The following is a 17108-nucleotide window of genomic DNA, read 5'->3' on the forward strand; positions in this document are numbered from 1 at the left end:
ACCGAACGCCACATTGGGTGCGCTGGACGCACCGAACGCCACATTGGGTGCGTCAGATGCACCGAACGCCACATTGGGTGCGCTGGTCAACCACCCCTCGGCCCCCGCCAGCGGGTCTACAGCCAGCGGCAATCCCGAGCCCGGGCCCTCGGCGAACGCGCCATGGCCCTGCTCGAAACCCGCTGGCGAGCACTGCACCGCATCAGCCGCTGCCCCCACCGCATCGGCCACATCGTCCAAGCCACCCTGGTACTGACCCACCACGAACACCACGGCCGCTACAGAGAAAACCTCAATGTGGCGTTCCAGGGCAGGCGGGTCAGGCCGCCTGGTTGTGGCCGTAGCCGAGGGGGCGGCGCAGGGCCGCGCGGTTGAGCGTGATGATGCGGGCCGGCTCGACGCGGTGGCGGGCCAGCCAGCCGACGTCCCGGCCGAATGACCACACCAGCGACGCCAGCGCGAGCGCGACGGCCGCGAAGGCCAGCGGAACCGGCAGCAGCCCGGACACCGCGACCACCAGCACCACGCCCTGCACCGCCGCGACGGTCTTGCGGGCCATGCTCGGGTACAGCGGCGCCGTCAGCCACGGCATGGTCCACGAGGCGGCCACGAACACGTACCGCATCAGGCCGATCGCCAGCACCCACAGCCCCAGCGTGCGGGACACCTGGATACACAGCAGCAGGATCAGGAACGCGTCGACCTCCATGTCGAAGCGCGCGCCGAACTCCGAGGCCGTGCCGGTGCGGCGGGCCACCTGGCCGTCGAGGCCGTCCAGCAGGAGCGCCACGCCGACCAGTCCGACCACCCAGCCGAGGGAGAAGTCGCCTTCCGCGATCAGCGCCGCCGCGCACCCGACGAGCGTGGCGCGGGCGAAGGTGATCCAGTCCGCCGGGCCGAACGCGGGCCGCCCGCTGCGGCGCAGGCCCCACTCCGTCAGCAGCACCAGGGCGAGGCCGTAGGCGACCCCGGTGGCCCAGGCGAGCGGGCCGGAACCGCCCGCGACGACCCCCGCGGCGAGCACCGGCGCCGGGACCACCGAGCGCAGGAGAAGGTCCTGTTTGATCATCGTCGACTCCGCGAATTGCTCATAGGGTGGCGACACCAGCCTCCGGTCGCCCGCTGAGGAGAAACACGTGGAACAGGCTTTCTGGGTTCAAAGTCCCGGCTCGGGACAGCTGCGCGAGGAACGGCTGCCCGAACCCGGGCCGGACGACGTCCTCGTCCGCACGCTGTGCTCCGGCGTGAGCCGCGGCACCGAAACCCTCGTCTTCCGCGGCGGCGTCCCGGCGAGCCAGCACGACGTCATGCGCGCGCCCTTCCAGGAGGGTGAGTTCCCCGGCCCGGTCAAGTACGGCTACCTCAACGTCGGCGTCGTCGAACAGGGACCGCCGCACCTCGAGGGCCGGACCGTCTTCTGCCTCTACCCGCACCAGACCGCGTACGTCGTCCCGGCGAGCGCGGTGACGCCGGTGCCGGACGCCGTCCCGCCCGGGCGCGCGATCCTCGCCGGCACGGTCGAGACCGCGGTCAACGCCGTGTGGGACGCGCGCCCGCGGCTCGGCGACCGGATCGCCGTCATCGGCGCCGGGATGGTCGGGGCGAGCGTGGCGAAACTCCTCAGTGGCTTCCCCGCGACGAAGGTGCAGCTGGTCGACGTCGATCCCGCCAAAGCGGACATCGCCGCCGCGCTCGGTGTCGACTTCTCGACTCCCGAAGACGCCCGGGGCGACTGCGACCTCGTCGTGCACGCCAGCGCGTCCGAGGACGGCCTCGCCAAAGCCCTGCAGCTGCTCGCGCCGGAAGGTGAGGTCGTGGAGCTGTCCTGGTACGGCGACCGCCGGGTGAGCGTCCCGCTCGGCGAGAACTTCCACTCGCGCCGGCTGGTGATCCGCAGCAGCCAGGTCGGCACGGTCGCCCGGCCGGACCGCAGCTACGCCCAGCGCCTCGCCGTCGCCCTCGATCTGCTGGCCGATCCGGCGTTCGAAGCGCTGGTCAGCGGGGAATGCATGTTTGACGATCTTCCGTCCGTGTTACCCCGGCTGGCCGCAAATGAACTTTCCGCCCTGTGCCTCCGTGTCATGTATCAGCCGCAGTGACCACGTCCACCCGAACGCATCGGAGGTCTTGGTGTTCAGCATCACCGTCCGTGACCACGTGATGGTCGCCCACAGCTTCCGCGGGGAGGTCTTCGGACCCGCGCAACGCCTGCACGGCGCGACCTTCGTGGTGGATGCGACCTTCCGCCGGGCCGAGCTCGACGAGGACAACATCGTCGTCGACATCGGCAAGGCCACGGAAGAGCTCAAGGCGGTGCTGAGCGACCTGAACTACCGCAACCTCGACGACGAGCCGGAGTTCAAGGGCGTCAACACCTCCACCGAGTTCCTCGCGAAGGTCATCGCCGATCGCCTGGCCGACGCCGTCCACGCCGGACGCCTCGGCGAAGGCGCGCGCGGCCTCGAAGGGATCGCCGTCTCGCTGCACGAATCGCACGTCGCCTGGGCGAGTTACGAGCGTGCCCTGTGAACAGCCTGTACGTGATCCTCCCCGGGGACGTCGACGACTCGTCCGTCCCCAGCGGCGGCAACACCTACGACCGCCGGATGTGCGACCGGCTCGCCGCGGCCGGGCTCGACGTGCGCGAGATCGCCGTCGCCGGCAGCTGGCCGCGGCCGGACACCGAGGCCCGCGCGGTCCTCGGGCACCTCCTCTCCGCGCTGCCCACCGGCTCGGCCGTGCTGCTCGACGGCCTGGTCGCCTGCGGGGTGCCCGAGGTCGTCGTCCCGCAGGCCCGGCGCCTTTCGCTCTCGGTGCTGGTGCACCTGCCCCTGGCCGACGAGACCGGCCTGCCGCCCGCGCTCGCCGCCGAGCTCGACGCGCTGGAACGCGAGACGCTGCGGGCCGCCGGCTCGGTCGTCGCGACCAGCGAGTGGGCCGCCCGCCGGCTGATCGGCCACCACGGCCTGGCCCCCCACCGCGTGCACGCGGTGACGCCGGGCGTCGACCCTTCGCCGCCGGCCATCGGCACCGACGGCGTGTCGCGGCTGGTCTGCGTGGCCAACGTGACCCCGCGCAAGGGACAGGGCGTGCTCGCCCAGGCCCTCGAAACCGTCGCCGACCTGCGCTGGACCTGCGAATGCGTCGGCGGGATCCGCCGCGAGACCAAGTACGTCGAGCGGCTGCGCGAGCACCGGCTCGGCGCCCGCTTCACGCTCACCGGCCCGCGCACCGGCGCGGCGCTCGCCGCGACTTACCACACCGCCGACCTGCTCGTGCTGCCTTCGCGCGCCGAGACCTTCGGCATGGTGGTCACCGAGGCCCTCGCCCGCGGCGTGCCGGTGCTGACCACCGACGTCGACGCGCTGCCCGACACGCTCGGCGTCGCGCCGGACGGCTCGGTGCCCGGGATGCTCGTCCCCGGCGACGACGTCGAGGCGCTCGGCGCCGCCCTGCGCCGCTGGCTCACCGAGCCGGCGCTGCGGACGCGGCTGCGCGCGTCGGCGAAGCTGCGCCGCGAGACCCTGACCGGCTGGGACGACACCGCCCGCCGGATCGCCGACATCCTCCTCCGGCAGGAGGCGGCGGCATGACCGCGTTCGCGCCGGACTGGCTCTACCTGCGCGAACCCGCGGACGCCGCGGCCCGCGCCACCGAGCTCCTCGACCCGCTGCGCGTCCACCTGGCCGAGACTGCGGGGGTGCAACCCCCGCACCCCGCCCGGGAGGGCGCTGCCCCCCGGACCCCCCGGGGTGGTTTCGTCATCCGCGACCTCGGCTGCGGCACCGGCTCGCTGGGCCGCTGGCTGGCCGCGCGCCTGCCCGGCACCCAGCACTGGATCCTGCACGACCACGACACCGAGCTGCTCGCCCACGCGCAGGCCGGCCTGCCGGACACCGCGCTGGACGGCAGCCCGGTCGACGTCGTCGCCGAGCAGCGGGACGTCACCGCGCTGCGGGCCGCCGACCTCGCCGGGACGTCGCTGGTCACCGCGTCCGCGCTGCTCGACCTGCTGACCAGGGACGAGGTCACCGCCCTGGCCACGGCGGTCGTCGAAGCGGGCTGCGCGGCGCTGCTGATGCTGTCGGTCACCGGCAAGGTGGAGCTCTCGCCCGCCGACCCGCTCGACCCGGCCGTCGCCGCCGCCTTCAACGCCCACCAGCGCCGCGTCACCGACGACGGCCGCCGGCTTCTCGGCCCGAACGCGGTCGACGTCGCCGCGACCGCGTTCGAGAGGCTCGGCGCCCGGGTCGTCCGGGCGGACAGCGCCTGGCGGCTCGGCCCGGACCAGGCCGAACTGCAGCGGCAGTGGCTCGAGGGCTGGGTCGGCGCGGCCGTCGAGCAGCTGCCCGGGCTGCGTCCGGTCGCCGACGGCTACCTGCAGCGACGGCTCGAGCCGGCGGCGGCCGGCGAGCTGCACGCGGTCATCCACCACGGCGACCTGCTGGTCCTGCCGCCGAGCCGTGAGGTGGCGGCGTGAAGCGCGCGCTGGCCTGGCTGCGGATCCTCGGCGCCGTCGGCATCCTCGCGGTCCTCGTCTGGCAGCTCGGCAGCGCCGCCTTCCTCGACGGCCTCGGCCGGATCAGCGCCGTCGGCGTGCTGGCCGCCCTCGCCATCGGCTTCGTGACGACGTTGCTCAGCGCGGGCCGCTGGCAGATCGTCGCCACCCGGCTCGGCCTGCGGCTTTCGCTGCGCGCCGCGGTCGGTGACTACTACCGGGCGCTGTTCCTCAACGGCGTGTTGCCCGCGGGCGTCCTCGGCGACGTCCACCGCGCGGTCCAGCACGGCCGCGACAGCGGGGACGTGCCCCGCGGCGTGCGGGCCGTCGTCCTGGAGCGGACCGCGGGCCAGGTCGTGCTGATCGCGTCCGCGGTCGCCGTCGTGCTCGCGTCGCCGGGGGTCGTGCCCGGCGCGTTCCGCGAGGTCGTCGTGGTGGCCGGGGTGGTCGTCGCGGTGGCCGCCGTGGCCGCGCTGGTCGTGGGCCGCCTGCTGGGCGGGCGCTGGATCCACAGCCCGTCGAAGTTCCGGCGCGGCTTCGCCGCCACCCTCGCCGACGTCCGGCTGGGCCTGCTGACCCGCGAGACCTGGCCCAGCGTGGGTTTCCTGTCGGTGGCGACGCTGGCCGGGCACCTGGCGCTGTTCGTCGTCGCCGCCCGGGTCGCCGGGGTCGGCGCGCCGGTGTGGCAGCTCGTGCCGCTGATGGTCCTCGCGCTGCTCGCGATGGGCCTGCCGCTCAACGTCGGCGGCTTCGGCCCGCGCGAGGGCGTCTGCGCCCTGCTCTTCGGCGCGGCCGGCCTGGGCGCCGCCCAAGGTGTCACCGTCGCCGTCGTCTACGGCGTGCTCACGCTGGTCGCGAGCCTGCCGGGCGCCGGTGTCCTGCTCGTCCGGAGCCTCGCTGGGGTGCGCCGGACGGCACTTTCACGTGAAAGTGCCGCACGAACGGCCCGGCCCTTCCAGGTGGAAGTGCCGGGATAGAGAGGTGGAGGCCATGACAGCAAGCGAGGTCGCGGGGGAGCTGCCGCGCCGGGCCGTGGTCGAGCGGGTGGTCGAGACCCGGTTGCCGACCCGGCACGGGACGTTCCGCGCGGTCGGGTACCTCGACCGCACCGGTACCGAGCAGGTCGCGCTGGTGTACGGCGAGATCTCGCCCCTCGGCGCCCTGACCCGGGTGCACAGCGAGTGCCTGACCGGCGACGTCTTCGGCTCGACGCACTGCGAATGCGGCGACCAGCTGGCGGTGGCGCTGGACCGGATCGTCGAGGAGGGCTCGGGCGTGCTCGTGTACGTCCAGGGCCACGAGGGCCGCGGCATCGGCCTGCTCGCGAAGCTCGAGGCGATGCGGCTGCAGCAGGACGAGGGCCTCGACACGGTCGACGCGAACGTGGTGCAGGGCCTGCCGGTCGACGCCCGCGACTACCACGCGGCGGCGGGCATCCTGACCGACCTCGGCATCCGCTCGGTGCGGTTGCTGTCCAACAACCCGCAGAAGGTCGAGCAGCTCACGCGCTACGGAATCCGGATCAGCGAGCAGGTCCCGCTGCTGGTTCCGCCGAATCCGGAGAACCTGCGGTACCTGCGGACGAAGGCCGAGCGGATGGCCCACCTGCTGCCGCACCTGGGCCAGGCCTACTCAGGCGCCTAACACCTCGAGCACCCCGGCGAAGCGCTGGACCAGCGTGTCCAGCAGGACGTGCCCCTTCGCCGCGGTCGCCAGCGAAGGACGGCCGACCACCCCCGACTCCGTGTACGCCCGCAGGCCCAGCGTCAGCAGGTGCTCCCGGTCGGTGACGTGGTCGGCCTCCTCGTGTCCGGGGCGGACCAGGTGCGGGTGGGCGTGCAGCAGGATCGACGTCTCCAGCTCACCCGCGTGCATGTCGTCGTCCGGGGACGTCCGCAGGCCGGCCGCGGTGTGCGCCGCCTGCCAGTCCGCGACGCCCGGGAACAGCGCCAGCGCGCCGGCCGCCTCCTGGACCACATTGGACAGTACGTAGTTGCCGCCGTGCCCGTTGACCAGCACGAGCCGCTCCACGCCCGACGCGCGCAGCGACGCGGCGACGTCGGTGACCACGGCGTGCAGCGTCCGGGCGGAGATGCTCACCGTGCCGGCCCAGGCCGCGTGCTCGTGCGAGCACGAGATCGTGATCGGCGGCAGGTGGAGCACGGGGTAGCGGCCGGCGACCGCTTTCGCCAGGGTCGCCGCGATGATCGTGTCGGTGGCCAGCGGCAGGTGCGCGCCGTGCTGCTCGAAGCTGCCGACCGGCAGCACCGCGACCGACGCCCGCCGCTCCTGCTCGTCGGCGGTGGTGGCGAGCGGGAACAGATCGGTCATCGCTGCGGCCCTTCACTAGGTTGGTGAGCATGACCGAGCATGCCGCACTACTGGACATCGCGCGCGAGGCCGTGGCGAAGGCGACGGGGATCGTCCGGTCGCGCCCGGCTTTTTCCGTTTCCGCGAAAGGCGATCGCGATCTGGTGACCGACGTCGACACGGCGGTCGAGGATGCGCTGCGGGCGTTCCTCGCCGCCGAGACGCCGGAGATCGGGATCCTCGGCGAGGAGCGCGGCCGCAGCGGGGAGCGCGGCGGCCGCTGGTGGGCGCTCGACCCCATCGACGGGACCGCCAACTTCGCCCGCGGAATTCCGCTCTGCGGGATTTCCCTGGCCCTGGTGGACGGCGACCACAGCACGGTCGCCGCGATCGCGCTGCCGTACCTCGGCGTCACGTACACCGCCGCGCGCGGCGAAGGTGCTTTCGCGAACGGAGAGCGCGTCGGTGCGTCGGCCGCGACGGAAGTTCGCGACGCGATGATCGCCGTCGGCGACTTCGCGATCGGTGAGCTCGCCGAGGAGAAGAACCGCGCCCGGCTGACGCTCCTGTCCGACCTCGGCGCGCGGGCGCAGAAGATCAGGATGCTCGGCACGGCGGCGATCGACCTCGCCTGGGTCGCGGACGGAAAGCTCGACGCCGCACTGATCCTGTCCAACAACCCGTGGGACACCATGGCCGGCGTGCTGCTCGTGCGCGAGGCCGGCGGCGTTGTCGTGGACCGCGACGGCCGCGAGCACACGGTCGGTTCCGCGGCGACGATCGCCGTCGGCGCGGGGCTGCGCAAGGAGATCGTGGACGCACTTGATCGTGCGTACGGGGTTGTTCGTTAGGATTCCCGGGTACACGTAAGCGGCGCCACAGCGGTCGTTTGCGCTGTCCGCGCAAGGTTTTCGGCTACGTTGGTACCGGTCGGCCGCCCGGCCTGGCATGCTGACCGGATCTCGTCGGCCACATCGGAGAATGGTGGATGCTCGTGGAAAGTCGCCGGATCCGCGATCGGTACCGGCTGGTCGAGCCGATCGGCGGCGGCGCGATGGGCACGGTGTGGCGGGCGCAGGACGAAAAGCTCGACCGCACGGTGGCGATCAAGGAACTGCTGCTGCCACACGACCACGACGAGCAGCGCACCCAGGAGGCGAAGAACCGCGCGATGCGCGAGGCGCGGATCGCCGCCCGGCTGCAGCATTCCCACGCGATCACCGTATTCGCCGTCCTCGAGGAGGAGGACCGGCCGTGGCTGGTGATGGAGTACCTGCCGTCGAAGAGCCTGGCGCTGGTGCTCGGCGAGGAGCCGGCGACGGTGGACGACGCCATCCGCGTCGGCGTGCAGATCAGCTCGGCGCTGGCCGGCGCGCACCGCGCCGGGGTGGTGCACCGCGACGTGAAGCCGGCCAACATCCTGGTCGCCGAGGACGGCACGGCGAAGATCACCGACTTCGGCATCTCCCGGGCGATCGGTGACGTCAAGCTGACGGCCACCGGCGAGATCGCCGGCACGCCCGCGTACCTCGCGCCGGAGGTGGCCCGCGGCGAGGAGGCGGACTTCGCCGCCGACGTCTTCTCGCTCGGCGCCACGCTGTACGCCGCGGTCGAGGGGCAGTCGCCGTACGGGACCGCCGACAACCCGATCGCCTTGCTGTACAAGGCGTCCAGCGGCGAGGTCGTGCCCCCGGAGAAGGCGGGCCGGCTGACGCCGCTGCTGCTGCGGATGCTCGCTTCCGAGCCCACCGAGCGGCCGTCGATGGACGAGGTCGAGCAGGAGCTGCGGGCGCTGCTGCCGGACGCGGAGCCCGGGGACTCGGTGCTCGCCGCGACGATCCCGGACGCCGAGCCGCCGGCGGTGCCCGCCGTGCCGGCCGCGGTCGCCGTGCCCGCGGGCGAGGTCACCGCGGTCTCGCCGGGCGCGCGCAAGGGCCTGATCGCCGTCGGCGCGGGCGCGGCGCTGCTGTGCGTCGCGGTCGTCGTGGCGATCCTGCTGGTCGTGCGGCAGAAGTCGCCGAACGACAACGTCGCCGCGCCGCCACCGACGACGGCGCCGTCCACCTCGGCGTCCGCGACTCCCACGCCGCCGCCGTCGTCCTCGCCCGCGCCGTCCTCCCCGCCGACCTCGGCGACCTCGGCCCCGTCGTCCTTGCCGACCGTCTCGACGGTGGCCTCGTCGAAGAGCCCGGTCGACGCCCTCACCGGCTACTACGCGTTGCTGCCGGCCAACCCGGAGGCGGCGTGGAACCTGCTCACGCCGCACTTCCGGGCCTCGCGCAACCAGACATACGAGACGTACAAGAACTTCTGGGGCCGGTACAAGTCGGTGCAGGTGACGGGGGCGAAGGAGGCCGGGCCGAACCGGGTCACGGCGCACGTCACCTACGACGGCGGTCAGGGCGAAAACGACACCTTCACCATGGTCCAGGTGAACGGCGTTTGGATGATTGACTCGCAGAGCTGAACCTTCGCGGCCCGGGGTGCGTGTGACGTATGAGCCGTCACCGCCGTCGACCCACGCTGGAGGTAGCTGTGCCCGTTCCCACCGCCTTGCTCCGGCGCGCGCGATGAGGCCCGCCGACCCGATGGTGTTCATCCTCCCGGCCGCGCCACCGGGCAGCGACACCTACGACAAGCGGATGTGCCAGACCCTGCCCGCGGTCGGCCAGCCGGTGCTGGAGCTGCCGATCGCCGGCGACTGGCCGGAGCCGGACGCGACGTCGAGACGCCGGCTGGCGCGGTCGCTCGCCGCGCTCCCGGACCGGACGGTCGTGCTGCTCGACGGCATGATCGCCGCCGGCGTACCCGAGATCGTCGTCCCGCACGCGCGCCGCCTGCGCCTGGCCGTGCTGGTCCACCAGGCCCTCGCCGACGAGCCGGGGCTCGACCCGGCGCACGCCGCGGAGCTCGACGCCTGCGAGCGCGAGACGCTGCGGATGGCCGGCATGGTCGTCGCGACCAGCCCCTGGCTCGCCCGGGTCCTGATCGACCGCCACGACCTCGACCCGGCCCGCGTCTACGTGGCCAAGCCGGGCACGGACGCGGCCCCCCTCGCGGCGGGCGCGGACGGCGTGTCACGCCTGTTGTGCGTCGGCGACGTCACCCGCCGAAACGGCCACGACCTGCTGGTCCAGGCCCTCGGCGAGGTCGACCACCTGGCCCTGTCCTGCGTCTTCGCCGGCTCCCTGACGGCGGACCCGGCGTACGTCGAGGAACTCGGCTGGTCGATCGAGCGCCTCGGCCTCGGCAACCGCATCACCCTGGCGGGCGACGAGGTCGACCTGTCCGCCGCCTACAACGCGGCGGACCTCCTGGTGATCCCGGCCCGCGCGGCGACGTCCGGTATGTACGTGGCGCAGGCACTGGCCAGGGGTATCCCGGTCCTGGCGTCGGAGGTGGGCGGGGTGTACGACGCCCTGGGCGTCGACGCGGACGGCGAGATGCCGGGCCTGCTGGTCGGCCCGGACGACCCGTACGCACTGGCGGACGCACTGCACCGCTGGTACGCGGACCCGGAGCTGCGCCGCTCGTTGCGCACGGCGGCACTGGGCCGGGGCAGCGCCCTGGAGGAGTGGGACGTGGCGGCGCGACGGTTGACGCACGTCCTGTCGCGGCTGGCTTCGGAACCGCGGATCGTCGCCTGACGCCGGCCCTCGCCCTGACCTGGCGGTCCGGTCCGGTCCGCCGGGAAGCGAACTCCCCGGCGAACCCAACCCCTCACACCAGGGTGAGCGCGTAGATCTCCACCCGCGGGTCGTTCGGCAGGCTCACCGACTGCACGGTCTTCCCGCCGTCCAGCGCGCCCGAGATCCCGAACAGCCGCACCGGCGGCCCGTCGACCCCGCTCCCCGCCTTGATCCGGTGCGGCATCTCCAGCAGCACCGGATCGCCGGACCCCGCCCAGTCGCCGAACGTCAACGCCAAATCAGCGCTCGTCCCGTCCGTGTAGTGGGCCGTCACCGTCGTCGATACCGGGCCGTTGTGGGAGGCCCCCACCATGCGAAGCGCCGTGTGCTGACCCGCCGGTAGCAGCAGCGACTGGCCGCGGGCCTCCACGAAGTCCGGCGACGTCCCCGAAGCGTCCGGGGCCGCGTACGTGACGCCGTCCCACGCCACCGGGCCTGCCGGTGGGAGCAGGGCCGCGTCGTAGCTCCAGCCGCCGCCGTCGAAGTTGCCCTCCGTGGATGCCGCCACCGTGGCCGTGCCGTCGTGGTTGCGGTCGCGGCTCAGGTCCACCGCGCACTGCGGGCCGGGTGACACGCACGCCGACGGTGTCCGGACCTCGATCGTCGCCGAGCGTGTCACCTTGTTCGCGCCCAGCCCCGACACCGTCACCTGCACCGGGTACGTCCCGAGCGCCGCTCCGGCCGGCACGTGCACCGTGATCGGCACGGTCTGCTGCACCGGCAGCCGGCCCGACCAGATCAGCCGCAGCGGCTGGACCTGCGCCTTCCACGGGGACGTCACCGAAACCGTCACCGGCTGCAACACCGGGTTCTGCGCCAGGACGTCCAGGTCGAGGTGCACCTGCTGCGCCGGGCCCGAGGGGATCACGATCGACGTCTGCCGCAGCGAAGCGTCGACGTGCCGCCGCAGGTCGCCCACGGCGTTGTTCACCGACGGCGGCGCCGCGGACGAAGACGTTCCCCACGACGACGGGCGGGAGCCGAGCTTGTGCGAGAGCGTCCCGCCGTGCGCCAGGGACGACCAGTCCAGGGACGTCTGCCGGACGTCGCGGCCGTTGAGCGACACGCTCTGGATGTACCGGTTCGTGTCGCTCGCGCCCGGCGCCGACACCGTCAGAGTGCCGCCCTGCGAAGCGCCGTACTGTCCGATGCGGACGGTCGCCGACTCGAACTGCGGGCTCGACACCGCCAGGAAGTTCGCGCCGCTCATCGTCGGGTACAGGCCCAGCGACGAAAAGACGTACCAGGCCGACATCGTGCCGAGGTCGTCGTTGCCGGTCATGCCGTCGGGGCCGGTGGTGAACAGCGTCATCGCCGCGCGGACGACGGTCGCCGTCTTCGCCGGGGCGCCGACCCAGTTGTACATGTAGGGCGCCAGCAGGTCCGGCTCGTTGTTCGGGTTGTACGTCGCCTTGCCGTAGTAGTCGTACGGGCTGGCGATCCAGTCCTTCCGGGCCGTACCCGCCGGGTCCGAAAGCAGGTTGCCGTAGGAGAAGAACGAGTCGAGGCGCTTCTCGGTCGCCGTCCGGCCGCCCATCAGCGAGACGAGCCCGGCCGGGTCCTGCGGCACGAGCCACTGGTACTGGTAGGCGCCGCCTTCGTGGAACTGGTGGCCGGCGTCGACCGGGTTGTACGGCGTGAGGAAGGTGCCCTCGGTGGTGCGCGGGCGGAACTGCTGGATCGAGGTGTCCCACAGGTTGCGGTACCACTGGCCGCGGTCGGCGAACATCCGCGCGTCCGCCTGGTGGCCGAGGCCGCGGGCCATCAGCGCGAGCGACGCGTCCGCGGCGGCGTACTCCATGGTCGCCGACGCCGGGTGCTCGCAGTCGTTGTCGCCGCCCTTGGCCGCGCAGTCCTTGCCGAGCTCCAGCCCGCTCGGGATGTATCCCCGCTCGTTGTAGTGGTTGACGCCGGAGCGCCCGTTGTACGGCGAGTCGGCGGGCGGGGTGCTCGTGGCGTTCTTCTTGAGCAGCGCGTACGCCTCTTCTTCGTGCCCGGCGAGCAGGCCCTTCGACCACGCTTCGACGAGGAACGGCGTGACCGGGTCGCCGGTCATGATGTTCGTTTCGCTCTCGGCCAGCGCCCACCGCGGCAGCCACCCGCCGTCACGGCCGATGGCGACGACCGAAAGTGCCACATCGCGCGCGACCTGCGGTTCGAGCATCTCCAGCAGCTGGTTCTGCGGCCGGTAGGTGTCCCACAGCGAGAAGTTCTGGTACGGCGTGTAGCCGCCGGCGGTGTGCACCTTGCCGTCGAAGCCGGTGTACGCGCCGTCGGTGTCGCCGGCCAGGTTCGGGTGCAGCTGCGCGTGATAGAGCGCCGTGTAGAACGCCGTCTGCCGCTCGGTGGTGCCGCCGCCGATCTTGATCGCGCCGAGCCGGTCGGCCCACTGCTGGTGCAGCGCCGCGCGCGTGGCGTCGAAGTCGTAGCTGTCCTTCGTTTCCGCCGTCAGGTTCTTCCGGGCGCCGTCCAGGCCGGTGTAGGAGAGGCCGACCTTGAGCACGACGTCGTGGTCGGTGGTCGCGTCGAAGCTCGCCCAGGCGCCGTTGCCGCCGGTGCCCGCGGCGTCGCGGCTGCCCTCGCTGCGTGTCGAACCGCGCCAGGTGCCGAACGAGCTGAACGGCCGGTCGAAGGTGGCGGTGAAGTAGACGGTGTGCTCGTCGTGCCCGGCGCAGAACCCGCCGGCGCGGACGCGGCCCTCGAGGGTCCGGTCGCCGACGACGTGGATCTCGGAGTCCTTGACGGACTGGTTGGCCTGGCCCGTGTTGAACAGGACGTTCGCCTGCCCGGTCGACGGGAACGTGTATCGCTGCCAGCCGGTGCGCGCGGTCGCCGTCAGCTCGGCGTTCACGCCGTACTTCTTCAGGCCGACGCGGTAGTAGCCGGGCTCGGCGTGCTCGTCGTCGTGGCGGTACTCGGACCGGTAGGCGTTCTTGTCAACGTTGTCCACGGCCCCGGTGGTCGGCATGACCGGCAGCTCGCCCATCACGCCGCAGCCGACGCCGGACAGGTGCGTCTGGCTGAAGCCGTAGATCGCGTTCTGCAGGTAGTCGTAGCCGCCCTGGCCGCCCGTGTCCGGGCTGACCTGCACCATCCCGAACGGCGCACTGGCGCCGGGGAAGGTGTTCCCGAAGTTCTGCGTGCCGACGAACGGGTTGACCGAACTCACCGGATCGACCGGCACGGCGGCGTGTGCGGTGGCCTGGCTCGTGGCGGCGACCACGAGCCCGGCGGCCGCGGCGGCGACCAGCCGTCTGCTCTGCTGCGACCCCATGGGGCGCACCTCCCAGGTGACAACGTTGTCAGAAGCGGACTGTCCAGCAGCCTTTCACATCGGCGGGGCGTTTGGAAGGCGGCAACCAGGTCAAGCCGTTGTCATCGCCTCGCGGAGCAGCGCCGCGGCGGCCTCGACGCCGGTGTCCGCGAGGTTGCCGTAGCCGAGGACGAGGGCGGGCTCGCCGGGCGCGGCCCGGTAGCCGTCGAGGTCGGTCACCTTGACGCCCGCCGTTCTCGCCCGGCCGACGACGGCTGCGGCGTCCTGGTCGAGGTGGAGCACCAGGTGCAGCCCGGCCGCGACGCCGGAGAGCCGCGCCGGGCCGAGCGCGGCGACGAGCCGGTCGCGCCGGGCGCGGTAGCGCAGCCGGGCGCTCCGCAGGTACCGGTCGTAGCCGCCGCTCTCGACGAAGCCGGCGAGCGCGAGCTGGTCGACCACGGGCGGCGGCCGCGTGCCCACTGTCCACTGTGGAGGCACCACCGCCCAGCCGAGCCCGAGCGCGGGGCTGAGCGTCTTGCTGACCGACCCGAAGAGCGCGACCCGCCCGGGGTCGGTGCCCTGGACGGTGCCGACGGGCCGCCGGTCGTAGCGGAACTCGGCGTCGTAGTCGTCTTCGAGGACCAGCCCGTCGACGTCCCGCGCCCAGCGGAGGAGCGCGGCCCGCCGCCGCGGCGAAAGCACGACACCGGTGGGGAACTGGTGCGCGGGCGTGACGAGCACCGCGCGGACGCCGGCCGGAATCCGCCCGGCGTCGAGGCCTTCGCCGTCGACCGGCACCGGCTCGACGGCCATCCCGGCGCCTTCGGCGGCCCGCCACAACCGCGTCCACCCGGGATCCTCGACCGCCAGCCGGGTGTGGCCGCGCTCGACCAGGGCGCGGCACACGCCGGTCACGCCGTCGGTGACGCCGCCGCACACCAGCACGGTGCCGGGTGCGGCGCCGCGGACGCGCCGGAGGTAGTCGCCCAGGACCCGCCGCAGCCGCGGGTGGCCGCCCGGCTGCGGCAGCCCGAAGTCCGTGTGCGGCGCGGTGGTGAGGACCTCGCAGACCGCTTCCGCCCACGCCCGGCGGGGGAAGTGCCGCAGGTCGGGCAGGCCCGGGGCGAGGTCGTACCGCGGCGGCGGGGTCGCCGTGGGCGGTGTCTTCGGGCCGGTTTCGCCCGCCACGCGACGGACCCGGGTGGCCGACCCGGTGCGTCCGGCCAGGTACCCCTCGGCGACGAGCTGGGCGTACGCCTGCGTGACGACCCACCGCGAGCACCCCAGGTCGGCGGCGAGCTGACGGCTCGGCGGCACCGCGACACCGTCGTCGAGGCTGCCTTCGCGAATGGCCTGGCGCAGGGCCCGGGCCAGCTGTTCGTGTTTCGGCCCGGGCCCGGCCGGTTCCAGCAGGACGCCCCAATTGGTCTGTGATCCGGCCACGCCATTGGATCGTAGTACCGGACCGATTCTGCCTAGGCTCGATCTCATGAAGAAGGTGGAACTGGGCCGGACCGGTCAGCACGTGAGTCAGGTGTCGCTGGGTTGCATGACGATGGGCACGTCGACCGACGAGCCCACGTCGGCCCGCATCCTGGACGCGTACCTCGACGCGTGCGGCGACTTCCTGGACACGGCGAACTGCTACGCCTGGTGGGCACCGGACGCGACCGGCGGCGAAAGCGAGTCCCTGCTGGGCCGGTTGCTGCGGGGTCGCCGTGACCGGGTGTTCCTGGCGACGAAGGTGTCGGCGGGCATCACCGACCTCCCGGCGGCCCGCGCGGCCCGGCATCCGGACGGCACGGTGGACTGGGACGCGGTGGAGCGCACGTTCGAGGGCGCGGGAGCCGCGGTGATCGAACGCGAGGCCGAGGCGAGCCTGCGCCGTCTGGGCACCGACCACCTCGACCTCTACTACGTCCACGTGGACGACCGCCGCGTCCCGCTCGAAGAGACCCTGTCCGCATTGGACGCTCTGGTGCGGTCCGGCAAGGTGCGGTACATCGGCTGGAGCAACGTCCGGACCTGGCGCCTGGACCGCATCCGCGCGCTGGCCCTGGCCAACGGCTGGGCGTCGCCGGTGGCGGTCCAGGTCCAGCACTCGTACCTGCGCCCGGCCGGCGCCGACGTCCCGTCCATCGCCGGTGGCGAGCTGCTGGACTGGCTGTCGCTGCACCCGGACGTCTCCCTGGCGGCGTATTCCTCGCTGCTGCGCGGGATCTACGACGACGCGGCCTACCGGGAGTCGACGCCGGTCTGGCGCGCGTACGCCGGCCCGGCGTCGGAAGCGCGGCTGGCGGCGGTGGCGAAGGTGGCTTCGGAGCTGGGCGTTTCCGGCAACCAGGTCGCGTTGGCGTGGCTGGTCCACAAGGGAGTGATCCCGCTGATCGGCCCGCGGACGTGGGCGCACTACGAGTCGATCGCGCCGGCCTTCACCCTGGCGCTGCCGGACGAGCTGGTTTCCGTGCTGGACGACGCGTAGGCGGTGGCGAGCAGCGCGGCGACGCTCGGCTTGTGCTCGTCGCGCCGCCGCCACGTCATGGTGACGCCGGTGGTCGCGCCGGCCAGCGGGACGGCGACCGCGCCTTCGTGGTCGACGATGGCGGGCACGAGCCCGCACCCCAGGCCGGCGGCCACGCACCGCGCGAGAGCGGCGAGGCTGCCGACCTCGGCCTCGACGACCGGCCCGGCGATCCGGTCCAGCATCTCCCGGAAGCCGCAGCCGTCCGGCGTCGCGAGGAACCCGACGCCGTCGAGGTCTTCGGGCCGGAGTTCGTCGTGGCCGGCCAGCGGATGGCCCGGCGGGACGATGACGACGAGCTGTTCGGTGCCCAGCGACGCACTGGCGAGGGCCGGGTCGGCGGGTGCGTCGCCGAAGGTGAAGCAAACGTCCATTTCGGACCGTTGCACGGCCTGGTAGAGCTCCCCGCGGCCGCCCTCCCGGAGCGTGACGCGCACCCGCGGCCACCGCGTCCGGTACGCGCCGAAGAGGGCCGGGATGCGTTGGGCGCACAAGGTTTCGAGGGCGCCGATGGTCAGCTCGCCTTCGGGTTCACCGCGTTCCTCGTCGACCGCGGCCCTGGCCTCTTCGACGAGTTCGAGCACCTGGCCGGCGTACCCGACGAGCCGTTCGCCGGCGCCGGTGAGCCGCAGCCGCCGCCCGCGTTCGAACAGCTTCGAGCCGAGTTCCGCTTCCAGGGCCTGGATCTGCTCGGTGACGCTGGACTGGGCGTAGTGCAGTTCGGCGGCGGCGCGGGTGAAGTTGAGCGTCCGCGCGACGACGCGGAAGGTGCGCAGGTGGCGCAGTTCCATGGCATCCCCCACCATCGGCGGTCCCGATACCCGCCATCGTAACTGC

16 protein-coding genes are annotated in these 17108 nt (G+C 73.0%); 11 read left to right on the forward strand and 5 right to left on the reverse strand.

Annotated features, from left to right (window positions below):
- Positions 1–72 precede the first annotated feature (72 nt).
- A complete protein-coding gene (locus tag C2L59_RS50525; protein WP_370444834.1) occupies positions 73–375 on the forward strand; it encodes a transposase family protein in 303 nt (100 codons plus the stop codon).
- Here C2L59_RS50525 and C2L59_RS43565 read toward each other — a convergent pair.
- Entirely contained in the window at positions 320–1069 is a 750-nt protein-coding gene (locus C2L59_RS43565) for a CDP-alcohol phosphatidyltransferase family protein (RefSeq protein WP_103355429.1), read from the reverse strand. The two genes, C2L59_RS50525 and C2L59_RS43565, sit on opposite strands and share 56 nt — an antisense overlap.
- 67 nt (positions 1070–1136) lie before the next feature.
- Here C2L59_RS43565 and C2L59_RS43570 point away from each other — a divergent pair, with 67 nt between their 5' ends.
- Genes C2L59_RS43570 through ribA form a run of 6 tightly spaced genes read left to right on the forward strand, consistent with a single transcriptional unit; the run spans position 1137 to position 6142 of the window.
- The gene (locus tag C2L59_RS43570) at positions 1137–2099 is read left to right on the forward strand and encodes a zinc-binding alcohol dehydrogenase (protein WP_103355430.1); all 963 of its coding nucleotides are present in this window, start codon (positions 1137–1139) and stop codon (positions 2097–2099) included.
- 31 nt (positions 2100–2130) lie between these two features.
- On the forward strand, positions 2131–2529 hold the full coding sequence (locus C2L59_RS43575) for a 6-carboxytetrahydropterin synthase (protein WP_103355431.1): 399 nt from the start codon (positions 2131–2133) through the stop codon (positions 2527–2529).
- The gene (locus C2L59_RS43580) at positions 2526–3593 is read left to right on the forward strand and encodes a glycosyltransferase family 4 protein (RefSeq protein ID WP_103355432.1); all 1068 of its coding nucleotides are present in this window, start codon (positions 2526–2528) and stop codon (positions 3591–3593) included. The genes C2L59_RS43575 and C2L59_RS43580 overlap by 4 nt, the downstream gene beginning before the upstream one ends.
- Positions 3590–4480, forward strand: coding sequence for a class I SAM-dependent methyltransferase (locus C2L59_RS43585; RefSeq protein WP_103355433.1), 891 nt, complete (start codon positions 3590–3592; stop codon positions 4478–4480). Before C2L59_RS43580 ends, C2L59_RS43585 begins: the two co-directional genes overlap by 4 nt.
- Complete coding sequence (locus C2L59_RS43590) at positions 4477–5475, forward strand: lysylphosphatidylglycerol synthase transmembrane domain-containing protein (protein WP_199199696.1); 999 nt, start codon at positions 4477–4479, stop codon at positions 5473–5475. The genes C2L59_RS43585 and C2L59_RS43590 overlap by 4 nt, the downstream gene beginning before the upstream one ends.
- Positions 5476–5488: 13 nt before the next feature.
- Entirely contained in the window at positions 5489–6142 is a 654-nt protein-coding gene (ribA, locus tag C2L59_RS43595) for a GTP cyclohydrolase II (RefSeq protein ID WP_199199699.1), read from the forward strand.
- Here ribA and C2L59_RS43600 read toward each other — a convergent pair.
- Positions 6131–6829, reverse strand: a complete 699-nt coding sequence (locus C2L59_RS43600; RefSeq protein WP_103355434.1) for a creatininase family protein — start codon at positions 6827–6829, stop codon at positions 6131–6133. The two genes, ribA and C2L59_RS43600, sit on opposite strands and share 12 nt — an antisense overlap.
- 29 nt (positions 6830–6858) lie before the next feature.
- Between C2L59_RS43600 and C2L59_RS43605 the strand changes: the two genes are divergently transcribed.
- The 3 genes from C2L59_RS43605 to C2L59_RS43615 all read left to right on the forward strand — a co-directional run bounded on the left by C2L59_RS43605 (position 6859) and on the right by C2L59_RS43615 (position 10455).
- The gene (locus tag C2L59_RS43605) at positions 6859–7659 is read left to right on the forward strand and encodes an inositol monophosphatase family protein (protein ID WP_103355435.1); all 801 of its coding nucleotides are present in this window, start codon (positions 6859–6861) and stop codon (positions 7657–7659) included.
- A gap of 137 nt (positions 7660–7796) precedes the next feature.
- A complete protein-coding gene (locus C2L59_RS43610) occupies positions 7797–9275 on the forward strand; it encodes a serine/threonine-protein kinase (RefSeq protein WP_103355436.1) in 1479 nt (492 codons plus the stop codon).
- Positions 9276–9396: 121 nt separating this feature from the next.
- Positions 9397–10455 carry a glycosyltransferase family 4 protein gene (locus C2L59_RS43615; RefSeq protein WP_103355437.1) on the forward strand — a complete coding sequence of 353 codons (1059 nt, stop codon included), beginning with the start codon at positions 9397–9399 and terminating at the stop codon, positions 10453–10455.
- A gap of 73 nt (positions 10456–10528) precedes the next feature.
- On the opposite strand, the gene C2L59_RS43620 is transcribed toward C2L59_RS43615, so the two are convergent.
- Both C2L59_RS43620 and C2L59_RS43625 read right to left on the reverse strand, forming a co-directional pair.
- On the reverse strand, positions 10529–13771 hold the full coding sequence (locus tag C2L59_RS43620) for a GH92 family glycosyl hydrolase (RefSeq protein WP_103355438.1): 3243 nt from the start codon (positions 13769–13771) through the stop codon (positions 10529–10531).
- A 90-nt stretch (positions 13772–13861) separates the two neighbouring features.
- Positions 13862–15193 (reverse strand): PLP-dependent aminotransferase family protein, encoded by a 1332-nt coding sequence (locus tag C2L59_RS43625; protein ID WP_233224015.1) that lies wholly within the window; start codon positions 15191–15193, stop codon positions 13862–13864.
- Positions 15194–15239: 46 nt separating this feature from the next.
- On the opposite strand from C2L59_RS43625, the gene C2L59_RS43630 reads away from it, so the two are divergent.
- Entirely contained in the window at positions 15240–16232 is a 993-nt protein-coding gene (locus C2L59_RS43630) for an aldo/keto reductase (protein WP_103355440.1), read from the forward strand.
- Here C2L59_RS43630 and C2L59_RS43635 read toward each other — a convergent pair.
- The gene (locus C2L59_RS43635; protein ID WP_103355441.1) at positions 16160–17062 is read right to left on the reverse strand and encodes a LysR family transcriptional regulator; all 903 of its coding nucleotides are present in this window, start codon (positions 17060–17062) and stop codon (positions 16160–16162) included. The genes C2L59_RS43630 and C2L59_RS43635 overlap by 73 nt on opposite strands.
- Positions 17063–17108 lie beyond the last annotated feature (46 nt).

It is taken from the genome of Amycolatopsis sp. CA-128772, assembly GCF_002904295.1.
Lineage (GTDB): Bacteria > Actinomycetota > Actinomycetes > Mycobacteriales > Pseudonocardiaceae > Amycolatopsis.

Excerpts from the sequence above, each read along its gene's own strand:
- C2L59_RS43635 (WP_103355441.1), bottom strand. The coding sequence starts at position 17,062 with ATGGAACTGCGCCACCTGCGCACCTTCCGCGTCGTCGCGCGGACGCTC.
- C2L59_RS43565 (WP_103355429.1), bottom strand. The coding sequence starts at position 1,069 with ATGATCAAACAGGACCTTCTCCTGCGCTCGGTGGTCCCGGCGCCGGTG.
- C2L59_RS43600 (WP_103355434.1), bottom strand. The coding sequence starts at position 6,829 with ATGACCGATCTGTTCCCGCTCGCCACCACCGCCGACGAGCAGGAGCGG.
- C2L59_RS43620 (WP_103355438.1), bottom strand. The coding sequence starts at position 13,771 with ATGGGGTCGCAGCAGAGCAGACGGCTGGTCGCCGCCGCGGCCGCCGGG.
- C2L59_RS43615 (WP_103355437.1), top strand. The coding sequence starts at position 9,397 with ATGGTGTTCATCCTCCCGGCCGCGCCACCGGGCAGCGACACCTACGAC.
- C2L59_RS43605 (WP_103355435.1), top strand. The coding sequence starts at position 6,859 with ATGACCGAGCATGCCGCACTACTGGACATCGCGCGCGAGGCCGTGGCG.
- C2L59_RS43585 (WP_103355433.1), top strand. The coding sequence starts at position 3,590 with ATGACCGCGTTCGCGCCGGACTGGCTCTACCTGCGCGAACCCGCGGAC.
- C2L59_RS43610 (WP_103355436.1), top strand. The coding sequence starts at position 7,797 with ATGCTCGTGGAAAGTCGCCGGATCCGCGATCGGTACCGGCTGGTCGAG.
- C2L59_RS43630 (WP_103355440.1), top strand. The coding sequence starts at position 15,240 with ATGAAGAAGGTGGAACTGGGCCGGACCGGTCAGCACGTGAGTCAGGTG.
- ribA (WP_199199699.1), top strand. The coding sequence starts at position 5,489 with ATGACAGCAAGCGAGGTCGCGGGGGAGCTGCCGCGCCGGGCCGTGGTC.